Annotated in this window: 9 protein-coding genes, 6 tRNA genes, 1 rRNA gene and 2 pseudogenes; 4 read left to right on the top strand and 14 right to left on the bottom strand. The window is 62.9% G+C overall.

Going from position 1 to position 8,522, the window contains the following annotated elements; all coding sequences use genetic code 11:
- Positions 1-481 (bottom strand): RNA-guided endonuclease InsQ/TnpB family protein (locus SA87_RS12730; RefSeq protein WP_156516519.1); only part of this gene is annotated, 481 nt, incomplete at its 3' end.
- Positions 474-602: pseudogene (locus tag SA87_RS12725) on the bottom strand (IS607 family transposase); the annotation flags it as partial. The gene SA87_RS12730 and the pseudogene SA87_RS12725, both read right to left, overlap by 8 nt.
- A 326-nt stretch (positions 603-928) precedes the next feature.
- On the opposite strand from SA87_RS12725, the gene SA87_RS08395 reads away from it, so the two are divergent.
- The gene (locus SA87_RS08395; RefSeq protein ID WP_082718163.1) at positions 929-1,276 is read left to right on the top strand and encodes a metal-sulfur cluster assembly factor; all 348 of its coding nucleotides are present in this window, start codon (positions 929-931) and stop codon (positions 1,274-1,276) included.
- Positions 1,277-1,296: 20 nt separating this feature from the next.
- Here the strand turns inward: SA87_RS08395 and SA87_RS08390 are convergent, their stop codons facing one another.
- The gene (locus tag SA87_RS08390) at positions 1,297-1,992 is read right to left on the bottom strand and encodes a Crp/Fnr family transcriptional regulator (protein WP_066201973.1); all 696 of its coding nucleotides are present in this window, start codon (positions 1,990-1,992) and stop codon (positions 1,297-1,299) included.
- A gap of 159 nt (positions 1,993-2,151) precedes the next feature.
- Between SA87_RS08390 and SA87_RS08385 the strand changes: the two genes are divergently transcribed.
- Positions 2,152-3,351 (top strand): hypothetical protein, encoded by a 1,200-nt coding sequence (locus tag SA87_RS08385; protein WP_169816940.1) that lies wholly within the window; start codon positions 2,152-2,154, stop codon positions 3,349-3,351.
- Between the two features lie 49 nt (positions 3,352-3,400).
- Here the strand turns inward: SA87_RS08385 and SA87_RS08380 are convergent, their stop codons facing one another.
- The 3 genes and pseudogenes from SA87_RS08380 to SA87_RS08375 all read right to left on the bottom strand — a co-directional run bounded on the left by SA87_RS08380 (position 3,401) and on the right by SA87_RS08375 (position 5,454).
- Entirely contained in the window at positions 3,401-4,264 is an 864-nt protein-coding gene (locus SA87_RS08380; protein ID WP_066201969.1) for a S1 family peptidase, read from the bottom strand.
- Positions 4,265-4,388: 124 nt separating this feature from the next.
- Positions 4,389-4,883 (bottom strand): annotated as a pseudogene (locus SA87_RS14415) (substrate-binding domain-containing protein); the annotation flags it as partial.
- Between the two features lie 130 nt (positions 4,884-5,013).
- Positions 5,014-5,454 (bottom strand): hypothetical protein, encoded by a 441-nt coding sequence (locus tag SA87_RS08375; protein WP_211264207.1) that lies wholly within the window; start codon positions 5,452-5,454, stop codon positions 5,014-5,016.
- A 464-nt stretch (positions 5,455-5,918) separates the two neighbouring features.
- Between SA87_RS08375 and SA87_RS08365 the strand changes: the two genes are divergently transcribed.
- Both SA87_RS08365 and SA87_RS12715 read left to right on the top strand, forming a co-directional pair.
- Positions 5,919-6,239 carry a cupin domain-containing protein gene (locus SA87_RS08365; RefSeq protein ID WP_066441313.1) on the top strand — a complete coding sequence of 107 codons (321 nt, stop codon included), beginning with the start codon at positions 5,919-5,921 and terminating at the stop codon, positions 6,237-6,239.
- A gap of 237 nt (positions 6,240-6,476) precedes the next feature.
- The gene (locus tag SA87_RS12715) at positions 6,477-6,611 is read left to right on the top strand and encodes a tyrosine-type recombinase/integrase (RefSeq protein ID WP_082718168.1); all 135 of its coding nucleotides are present in this window, start codon (positions 6,477-6,479) and stop codon (positions 6,609-6,611) included.
- Between the two features lie 204 nt (positions 6,612-6,815).
- Here the strand turns inward: SA87_RS12715 and SA87_RS08360 are convergent.
- From SA87_RS08360 to SA87_RS13765, 8 genes are all read right to left on the bottom strand, one after another.
- Positions 6,816-6,890 (bottom strand) — tRNA-Lys (locus SA87_RS08360).
- Positions 6,891-6,896: 6 nt separating this feature from the next.
- Positions 6,897-6,970 (bottom strand) — tRNA-Gln (locus tag SA87_RS08355).
- A gap of 49 nt (positions 6,971-7,019) precedes the next feature.
- Positions 7,020-7,105, bottom strand: a tRNA-Tyr gene (locus SA87_RS08350).
- Between the two features lie 6 nt (positions 7,106-7,111).
- Positions 7,112-7,187, bottom strand: a tRNA-Val gene (locus SA87_RS08345).
- A 7-nt stretch (positions 7,188-7,194) separates the two neighbouring features.
- Positions 7,195-7,271 (bottom strand) — tRNA-Glu (locus SA87_RS08340).
- A gap of 3 nt (positions 7,272-7,274) precedes the next feature.
- Positions 7,275-7,349 (bottom strand) — tRNA-Asn (locus SA87_RS08335).
- A 123-nt stretch (positions 7,350-7,472) separates the two neighbouring features.
- Entirely contained in the window at positions 7,473-8,246 is a 774-nt protein-coding gene (locus SA87_RS08330) for a TrmH family RNA methyltransferase (RefSeq protein WP_156423488.1), read from the bottom strand.
- Between the two features lie 169 nt (positions 8,247-8,415).
- Positions 8,416-8,522, bottom strand: a 23S ribosomal RNA gene (locus SA87_RS13765); the annotation flags it as partial.

Here is an 8,522-nt window from a genome sequence, read left to right as displayed (position 1 = left end):
TCTTCCGGCGGACGGGCTTCTCTTTCAGGCGCACGGCGCCGATGCGAGGGAGCACGATGTGGCGCGCCTTTCCGGGATAACGCCTGTCACTCCCGTCCAGAAGCAGGCGAATCGTGCCGGAACTGTTGTCCAGCCGGAAACTGTCCCGCCGGTCGTGTTTCCGCCGGAACTTCGGATAGCCGATCTTCCGGCCGATCTTCCGCCCGCGAAAGAAGTTTTGGAACGCCTTTTCCAGATCCCGAAGCGCTTCCTGCGGCGCCCATTTGGACACTTCGTACATCCACGGGAAGTCCGTCTTCTTCAGGCGGTTCAGTTCCCGGTGGAGTTCGATGGCGTTTGTCGTGCGGCCTTCTTTTTCGTAGATCTCGATCCATCGCGCGAGGCCCCAGTTGTAGGCGAAGCGGGCGGCCCCGGCGTGCTTGGCGAGGAGGATGCGCTGGTCGACGTTGGGATCGAGTTCGCACCGGTAGGCTCTATGGATCTTCCCGCTGAAGCGCCTCCGGCGCCTTTTTTGCCCGACGTCTCGGGGAACGCTTGCCGTACAAGCGGGCGGCCAGGGACGTGAGGACCTCGGTCACATCGCGCACCAGGTCATCGTCAACCTCTCTTTCTTCTTGCCCTCTTTGACCCAGCACCACGCCGTCTTGTAGGGGATGCCGCGATTTTTGGCCCATTGGCTGAGTTTCATGGGTATATTTTATCCGAGAAAGTGATGAAGATCAATCGTATTTTCAGCTGCTGGCAGCCCTCTTTCTGTATGCGCTCCACACCGGACTGGCCCATCGGTCAGCCGGGATGAGCGCGTTTTTATCAGCGTCGGTTGCCGTCTCCCAGGGGCTTTTGTCGGCCGCCCTTTTGGCGTACGTGTTCCTGCTCGGCCGGGTGCTTCAGCGGTAAAAGTCTTCCAGCTGGAGGAGGGATCCGATTCATGACCGAGGCGAGAAACCGTCCATCCCCTCGCCCGCTCCAAACCCCAACCGTTACGCCGGACGAGATCCGCGAGCTGCTCAAAACCGTCTACGATCCGGAACTGGGCGTGAATATTGTCGACCTCGGCCTCGTCGATGAGATTCGCATCGATGACGGTCGGGCGAGAATTCGGATGACGCTGACCACTCCGGGGTGTCCGCTGCACAATTCGATCGCCGGCGGAGTAGAGCGCCTGCTCAAGCTTCAGCCCGGCATCCGGGAAGTCACGGTGGAGCTGGTCTGGAACCCGCCGTGGTCGCCGGAGAGGATGTCCCGGGAAGCCCGGCGCAAACTCGGTTTGTCATAACCGCACGGCGCCACTGGTCTTTACACTTCCTGCCCCATTTTTTGTTTCAGCGCCGCTACATTGAGCAGCCGGATTTCGCCGCGCCGGTAGTCGATCAGTTGCTCTTTTTTCAGGTCGTTCAGGACGCGATTGACCGTTTCCCGGGTCGTCCCGATCATGGAGGCAAGGTCCTGATGGGTCAAGGGCAGGCGTATCGCGGCCCCCGTTTCTTGGTTGTCGGTCAGAGAAAGGTGGACCAGAACGGTCATGAGCCTTTGCCGCACTTCCCCGGATAAGGCGGCGGAAAGCTGAGCCTGCAGGTCGCTGATCTTTTTCTCCAGCATGTCCCAAAGCGCAAGCTGGATCTCCTGATGGGTCGTGATCAACGTCCGCAACGCCTCCCGGGTCATCCACAGGACGAGCGTCTCCTCCAGGGCTTCCGCCGTCCCGGGATAGCGCCTTTGCTGGAGCAGCCCGATATGGGGAAACATGTCTCCCTTCTGCAAAATGGAAATGATTCGTTCATTGCCCTGGCCGTCCATCTTGTAGACCTTCACCCAGCCGTCGACGATGAAGTAAACGTCCTTCTGCTCCTCCCCTTCCGTAAAGATGATCGAGCGCTTTGCAAACGTCCGTTCGCGCATGCGCTCGCCGATTTCCGCCAACCGTTCCTCCGGCACATCCTTGAAGAGGAAGAATTGCTTGAGCGCCGTATGGCGATGCCGGCCGCTTTCCAATCGAAGTCACTCCCGACGAAACCGGCGTAAGAGCCCGTGCTTTTCCCGGGTATTTTCGCGACGAGGGAAGGGATCGCGATGCAGAACTTAGATTCCTTGGGGGCTGCCCGAAGATCCGGCCGCGCGCTTCTTTTCCGCTTCCGCCTCACGCGCCGCTTTATGCTGACCGGATGGGGGTTTTTTGGCGCCGCCTGGATCTTGCTCGGCATGTCTTCCGAGGCCCTTGCCGCCGGCAACCGCTTTTCTCCGCTTATGCTCGCCGCCGTCCATCTTCTGACCGTCGGCTTTGCCCTTCACGTCATCCAGGGGGCCATTCTCTTGATGACGCCCATTCTTTTTCAGGGAGCCCTGTTCCACGTCGGACTGGCCCGCCTGGAGCTCGGCTTTTCGCTCTTCGGGGCCGCCGGACTCGTTTTTCAATTTGCCCACGCCGGCGGTCGTTCGGTCGCCTGCTTCGGCGCGCTCCTCGCCCTGGCCTACGCGATTTTGCTTCTCAACCTCGTCCGGAGCATCAGGACCGCCCGACGAAAACGGGACGCCCTGTACACGCTCTGGCCCGTCCTCTGGCTCGGCGTGACCTTAATCGACGGCCTGCGCCTTGCGTGGGGGATCGTTCCGAACGAAAAAGCCCTTTTCGCGCACCACCTCACCGCCGGGCTTCTGGGAACGATGACGGCTTTGATCGGCCTTCTTTCGCCCCGGTTGCTTTCCGTCTTCGTTTCGTCCCGGAGCTCTCCCTTCGCCCGAAAGCCGCGGCCGGAGCCGTGGCTGTTCGCAGGCGTTTTGGCGCTGGTCATCGGCGGAGATCGGCCGGCCCCGTTTGTCGTCGGCAGCGTGCTGTTCCTCACCGCCTACGGCCTTATCGCCTTCAGAGCCTTGCAGGCGCTCCGGAACCGAAGGCGCCGGGAACTCGACTGGCCGATCCCTTGGATCGTCGCCGGCTTTCTGCTCGGCCTCCCGGCGACCGCCGGCTGGCTGGCGGCCGATTGGGCGGTCCGGTCCGGAACGAAGGAAGCGCCTCTTTTTCTCGCCGCCCTCTTATTTCACCTGATGGCTTTCGTCGCCACGACGATCGCCGCGTATCTGGCTCGGATTCTTCCGTTTCTGCGCTGGTCGGTCCGCTATGACCCGGCCGTCCGGCCGGAAATCTGGAAAACCCCGGATCAGGTGCCGAAGCCCCGGCAGATGATGCCGGCACGGCCGGCGATGTTCGGGATGGCCGCCTTCCCGGCGGCCGCGGGCCTGTTCGCCCTGTCCGTTCTCACCGGGCAGGCTTTTTGGGCCGAAATGGGGGCGGGGATCGGCGTCCTCGGATGGAGCGCCTATACCGCCGCGCTGGCGCTCATGGAGCGGCGTTAGGCACATCCGGGCCGCATGCGGGGCGACGCCAATCCTCGGGGCGCGTCCCCTAAGGGCGACCGCCGGGGAGCGAGAGGCCCGCGACCGGCACGGCCAGGCCGATCGCCCGGCGCGCCTTTTCTCCTTCCAGCGTCGCCGTCCCGAAGACGACGGCGAGAACCGTCCCGTCGGCGGCAAGAACCGGCGAACCGCTGTTGCCGGGGAAGATCGGCGCGTCGAGGGCGATCGCCTCCCGCCCGTCCTTCAGGCGGACGGGGCCGAGCACGGTCCCCCGGACGGCGACGTCCGTCTCAAACAGCGGATGGCCGACGACGACGATCGCCTCGCCGGGGCGCGGCATGCGGTCGGCGAGCGGAAGGACCGGATAGCTCCGCTCCGCCTCGCCCATCCGTTCCGTTTCGTCTTGCGCGCCGCTCCTCGACGGCCGAAGGAGGGCCACGTCCTTGGACGGATCCGACCAGACGAGGGAGACAAAAAGCCGCCGGCCGTCGGGAAACACGGCCCAGGCTCGGCCGGCGTCGCCGACGACGTGGCGGTTCGTGACGATCGCCCCTTCCGGGGCGATGTTGAAGCCCGTCCCGTGGCCGTCCGGCGTGACGACCGCGACGATCGCCGGCCGGATCGCCGCGACCGCCTCATCCCCGACGAGGCGCTCTTCGGCCTTCCGTTCGGCGGTCCGTCCGAAGAGGAGGGGAAAAAGCCCCAGTCCGTTGGCAAGAAGCCCGACGATCACCAGCCCCACGACGAGTCGCCTTGCGCCGCGACGCGGGGGCGGAAGATCGTCCCCTTCTTCCGGCCGTTCGGCGCGACCGTCCTCCGAAGCGCCTTCGTCCTCCGAAATACGGGCCGCCTCCGTTCGGCCGTTGTTGCGGGGAGCGCCGCCCGCCTGTTCGACGTCGTCGTTTTCTTTCATGGCCGCCTCCCTTCGTTCGCGGTCGCCGCCCTTCGTTCGCGATCGCCTCCCCTCGCCTGTGGCCGCCTCCCGCCCCTGACGTTCTTCTCAGGGAGCCGCGGGTGCGGGCGCTGGAGGCCCGCACGACGAGCTCCGGCGGAAACCGCCACTCCTCGCCGAACTGAAGCGTCGGCCCCCCTTGTCCGCTCCCGGAAACCTGTCCGCTCCCAAAAAGGAGGACGGACACGGCGAGGCGCCCCATGTCCCGAAGCGACTGGGCGACGCTCGAAAACGGCGGGGCGGCCAGGGCGGCGAGCGGTGTATCGTCGAAGCCGACGATGCCGACCGCCTCCGAGACGGAAAGCCCGGGCGTCCGCACGGACCGAAGGACGTCGAGGTCCAGCCGGTCGTTGCAGGCAAATACCGCCGTGGGCGCCACTTCCGCGGTTTGGTGGACGACCGTCGTCCAGGCTTTCGGAACCGGCGCCGGAAGCGCCACGACGGACGCGGCATCGATTCCTCGCGAAAGGAGCCGCTCGGCAAACGCCGTAAGACGCTCGCGGCAGCTTTCGACCGCCCCCGATTCGGGGACGAGGACGACGCCGGTCGCCCGGGCGACGCCGGAGATCGTCGGAGGCATCGTGATCCCCATGGGAGTTGTTTTGGCCTCATTATATCGAAAAAATCGCCCGACATCCCCAGCATCGGGCGATTCTCGACAGAGGGCGGTTGGATGATCACGTCCGACCCGCACTCAATCGCCGTACGCCTCATCCGCCGAACATCAGGCGAAGCCCAAGCCAGCTGACGATCAGTCCCAGAAGAAGGTTGAGTCGCCCCACCCAGCGCCCCAACGCCCGGTAAGAGCCCCGAGTCACCGTCCCTCCCCTGGCCCGCAACCGGGCCATCGCCACATCGTGCAGTACCGTCAACAAGAGAATCCCCAGCACCCCAAGCAGTTTCCAGCCGAGAGTTCGTCCTAAAGGCGTCCGGTAAAACCCCAGATCAAAAAGCGTCTTCCATGGGACGTTAAGAAAATAAAGGTTTCCCACACCCGTCGCCACCAACAGGGCCAGAGCCCCCAACATCCAGGGACGCGATTGCATCCCCACTTCATGGTAGAGCTGGGCTCGTTTTGCCGTATCCCCCTGCCGATACACCACGGGTGTCAGGATCAGCATCAGCGTCAGCATCTCTCCGATCCAGAACATGGCCGCCACCAAATGGAGGTAAAGCATGAGGAACTTTACCGTCATGGATGCTTCACCACGCTTCGCTCCTTTCTCCGGTCCTCCGTCCCGAACGGGCGGCAATCGCGATGAAATCGCTTGTCCCCAACGTCTCCTTGTCCCCGTTGTTCCTTTGTCCCGGTGTGGATCGAGTCTATCACAATTCCGGCAGGTGATCCGTGAAAGATATCACAATGTTGGGTGACAGTCGCTCGGGCGGACGGCTCCTCACGATCGAATCGGACCGCGGAATCGGGGAAAAGATCACGATAACGCAACGCCCGCTCTTTCGGCCCGGCATTCCGGCTTTTCCGATCCGGCGTGTGACGAATCTCTCGGCAAAATCGCACACGATGCGGTACGGTCGGTGTGTCCCCGGATCAGGCGGTGCGAAAATCCTTCAAAAGTAAGCCGGTAAAACCTTTAGGATGAGAAGGAGGAGCGCAATGCCGCAAAAAATGTTGCTGTCCGAGGCATTTTCGATCCCTGCCGATCGACCGTTCCGCCGGATCTGGCGCCGGGATGACCCGAGAACCGACGTCCTCATCGGCCTCAAACCGGCCCAGCGCATACCGGAGCACTCCCATCCCGGATCCGAGGTAATGCTTCTCATGCTGCAGGGTAAATTGCAGGTGACCCTATCCGGGGAAATAATCGAACTTTCGGTGGGGGAGCTGTTACGTGCTTCCGGCGACGATCAACTGGCTTTGGACAATGTTGGCGAAATCGATGCCTATGTCCTTGTCATCCTTCAAGAGCATCATTAGCCTCCGCCAAAATCATCATTGACCTCGTTCTTACCGATTGCGTTTCCGGCGGATCAGGAAGCTCTCCTCCCCCGCCTCGGCCGGATGTGAAACCAGAAAGCGACGAAGCGCTACGAAATGCACAGTCAGAGTTTCTCACCCTGTCGGTCATAATTCCCGTCGAGAAGCAGGGGACTAAACCGGGAAACCGCTTTGCTACGTCCTCCTCGACGCCATTACGCTGGAGGCGCTTCGGCCATGAGACGGAACGTGTATCGCGATTTTAAGGCCGGCATCCGGAGGGCCGGCGTGCCGGAGATTCGCTTTCACGACCTCCGGCACACGCACGCGACGTATCTCCTGTCGAAGAGGTGGCACCCGAAGGTCGTTTAGGGACGGCTGGGACACGCGAGCATCCAGATCGCGCTCGACACGCACTCGCACGGCTCCCAAGCCTGCAGGACAGTCTGGCAGATGCAACGTTAAACACTCATCTCTATGACGTCAAAATGGCGGCAGAAAGGCCGGTAAAACGGCCGGTAAAAAAAAGACCTCCGGAGAGTAATCCCCGGAGGCCCTGATCTTCGCAGTATGGACTGGTGAGCCATGCAGGATTCGAACCTGCGACACCCTGATTAAAAGTCAGGTGCTCTACCTCTGAGCTAATGGCTCACCGGCTGGCTGGGGTGGCTGGATTCGAACCAACGATCGCGGATCCAAAGTCCGCTGCCTTACCGCTTGGCTACACCCCAACGTGCATTCGCCGCGATGTGAGAACGCCGTTCGGCGAACCAAGATCGCTGGTGGAGGGGGACGGATTCGAACCGCCGAACCCATGAGGGAGCAGATTTACAGTCTGCCGCGTTTGACCGCTTCGCTACCCCTCCACGGCATGGTGGACGATGACGGGATCGAACCGCCGACCTCCTGCTTGTAAGGCAGGCGCTCTCCCAGCTGAGCTAATCGTCCGCCGCGATGGTGACCCGTAGGGGATTCGAACCCCTGAATGCCGCCTTGAAAGGGCGGTGTGTTCGTCCACTTCACCAACGGGCCGGATGGCTCCGCAGGCAGGATTCGAACCTGCAACCCTCCGGTTAACAGCCGGATGCTCTACCGTTGAGCTACTGCGGAACGGGAACGCGCTGATCGGATCGCCGAAACCATTGGGGTTCCTCAGCCGCGACGTTGAATAGTATATCGCAAAGCGATGTTCCCATCAACGGAAAAAAATACATATTGCTCTTCCCGGAAGCGTCATCCGGCCTTCCCCCCGTCGCCGCCCGCCTCGGCGCTTTCCTTTTCGAGCGCCGCCAGCCGTCGCGTCCGGTCGTTCGCCTGCCGAAGCCAGCGGCCGAGCAGGGCGCGCCGCTCGTCACGGCCGAGAAAAAATCGCTCTCCGACGAGCGCGCGCGCTTTTTGCGTCGCCGTGTAAAGCGTGATGGCGGCCGCGACGGAGACGTTCAGGCTCTCGACAAACCCGACCATCGGGACGATGAACCGGACGTCGGCGAGCGCCCGGGCGGCCTCCGAAAGCCCGTCCTTTTCGTTGCCGAAGACGAACGCCGTCGGCCGGGCAAAATCAAGCGCCTCGAGGGGAACCGCCGTCGGATCGAGGGCGCTTGCGGCGATCACATACCCCGCGGCTCGAAGGGCCGAAAACGCCGCTTCCGGCGAAGGATGCCGGTGGATCGTCAGCCAACGCTCTGATCCGCGGGCGACGCCCTCGGAGGGGCGAAAGGGCGCTTTGCCGACGAGGACATGAACGTCCTGAACGCCGAACGCATCGGCCGAGCGGAGGACCGCCGCCTGATTGTGTCCGTCGTCGACCGCTTCGAGGACGACGGTCACATGCCGGGTCCGCCGCGCGGCAACCGTGTAAAGACGACGGAAGCGCTCCGGCGTCATTTCCGCGACGTATCGAAGATCGTCCGGCTCCAGAAGGCCCTTTTGTAGTGCCTCCCGAACGAGCGAATCGTCCGACATCGGACCGAAGGCGCCGGACCGCTCCGGGATCGAGGGCGTCGACACCGAATTCCCCCCACGCGCTTCATCTTGCACCACGGCGTTCGGAAACAAAACTTCGGAAACAAAACAAAGGCGGTTTCCCGCCTTCCCTGGAACTTGAGCACTTATTCGCCTTGCACGCCCGCCGGCACCGACGGTCGGCAAAACCCGATTCCCTCAAAACCGGATCGTGGGGGGCAAAGCCTCGACCGATTCGGATCCGTCAGCTTCACGCGTTACCGCGCTTCCACCTCGGACCGATCGACCTCGTCGTCTACGAGGGGTCTTACCCGGTCAAGC

Source organism: Hydrogenibacillus schlegelii (genome assembly GCF_001653195.1).
Lineage (GTDB): Bacteria > Bacillota > Bacilli > Thermicanales > DSM-22653 > Hydrogenibacillus > Hydrogenibacillus schlegelii.
Note: the sequence above shows the minus strand (reverse complement) of the source record. Positions and strands in the feature narration are given on the sequence as shown.

Bases quoted from the DNA above. Each gene is read 5' to 3' on its own strand.
- SA87_RS12715 (WP_082718168.1), top strand. From the start codon at position 6,477: ATGAGACGGAACGTGTATCGCGATTTTAAGGCCGGCATCCGGAGGGCC.
- SA87_RS08375 (WP_211264207.1), bottom strand. From the start codon at position 5,454: ATGTTCTGGATCGGAGAGATGCTGACGCTGATGCTGATCCTGACACCC.
- SA87_RS08365 (WP_066441313.1), top strand. From the start codon at position 5,919: ATGCCGCAAAAAATGTTGCTGTCCGAGGCATTTTCGATCCCTGCCGAT.
- SA87_RS08385 (WP_169816940.1), top strand. From the start codon at position 2,152: ATGCTGACCGGATGGGGGTTTTTTGGCGCCGCCTGGATCTTGCTCGGC.
- SA87_RS08395 (WP_082718163.1), top strand. From the start codon at position 929: ATGACCGAGGCGAGAAACCGTCCATCCCCTCGCCCGCTCCAAACCCCA.
- SA87_RS08380 (WP_066201969.1), bottom strand. From the start codon at position 4,264: ATGAAAGAAAACGACGACGTCGAACAGGCGGGCGGCGCTCCCCGCAAC.